The following is a 1,352-nucleotide window of genomic DNA, read 5'->3' on the forward strand; positions in this document are numbered from 1 at the left end:
AGGTAAGTTGGCCTCACTTCCCGCCAATACTGAGGTAACTTTGGAATCATTGTTGGAGACAGGTGTGGTCACCACCAATGATGGTCCATTGAAACTACTCGGTGATGGGGAGCTGAATGTGCCACTCAATATAAAAGCTGCTGCCTTTACAAGTGGTGCCCGCCAAAAAATCGAGGCGGCTGGTGGCAGCTGGGAAGTTATAGCTAAGTAACCCCTTTAGCCCTTATGCTCCTGTATCTTCAAGAGGTACCTTAAATGACTGTCAGTCGAGACAAAGCCCCAACTGCTCAAGAGACGTTTATGCAAATGGCTCAAGCGGCTGGCCTTAGAGGTCGGCTGCTTGTCACCGTTGGTTTGTTAATTTTAGCCCGCTTGGGTGTCTTTCTTCCTGTACCAGGAATTGATCGAGCCAGATTTTCAGCAGAACTCCAGAATAGCCCGTTTGTAGGTCTTTTGGACTTTTTCTCTGGTGGTGGTTTTTCCGCCCTAGGGATTTTTGCCTTGGGAATTTTGCCTTATATTAATGCTTCGATTATCCTACAACTGCTAACGGCAGCAATTCCTGCTTTAGAAAATTTGCAGAAAAATGAAGGTGAAGCAGGGCGTCGAAAAATCGGTCAGATTACCCGTTATGTTGCCCTAGGCTGGTCTGTGATTCAAAGTATTGGCTTATCGTTGTGGGCACAGCGGTTTGCTGTTGAACCAGGCGCATTCTTTGTGTTTGAAACTGTACTTGCCCTCACGGCTGGCTCTATGTTTGTGATGTGGCTATCAGAGTTAATTACCGAACGAGGTATTGGCAACGGAGCTTCACTATTGATTTTTGTCAATATTGTTGCTGTTTTGCCCCGCACCTTGGGTCAAACCATTGAACTGGCTCAGACCGGGGGTCGAGAAACGGTGGGTAAGGTAATTGTGCTGCTGTTAGTTTTCCTAGTCATGATTGTTGGTATTGTCTTTGTGCAAGAAGGCAGCCGACGAATTCCGATTATTACTGCCAGACGTCAAGTTGGTAAGCGCCTTTACCGGGAGCGGAAAAATTATTTGCCCCTAAGGTTAAACCAAGGTGGCGTGATGCCAATTATCTTTGCCTCAGCCGTCTTAATCCTACCCACATCCCTAGCTGGGATAACTAGTGGCGATAATAGCAATGGATTGTTAGGCTCAATCAATCAAGTCCTAATCCAGATTGCCAATTATCTCAACCCCAATGGTCAAACTCCTTGGGTCTATGTTGCTGTCTATTTAGTCTTGATTTTGTTCTTTAGCTACTTCTACGCCTCACTGATTATAAACCCAGTAGATATGTCCCAGAATTTGAAGAAAATGGGGGCGAGTATCCCTGGTATTCG

The 1,352-nt window shown here is 45.9% G+C and carries 2 protein-coding genes; both read left to right on the forward strand.

Features of this window, described 5'->3' with window-relative positions; translation table 11 throughout:
- Window positions 1–211 (forward strand): uL15m family ribosomal protein (locus F6K20_RS38710; RefSeq protein WP_287298475.1); only part of this gene is annotated, 211 nt, incomplete at its 5' end.
- Window positions 212–255: 44 nt separating this feature from the next.
- The coding region (gene secY, locus F6K20_RS38715) for a preprotein translocase subunit SecY (RefSeq protein ID WP_287298477.1) at window positions 256–1,352 on the forward strand (1,097 nt) is incomplete at its 3' end.

This window comes from Moorena sp. SIO2C4 (assembly GCF_010672485.1).
GTDB classification, from domain to species: domain Bacteria; phylum Cyanobacteriota; class Cyanobacteriia; order Cyanobacteriales; family Coleofasciculaceae; genus Moorena; species Moorena producens.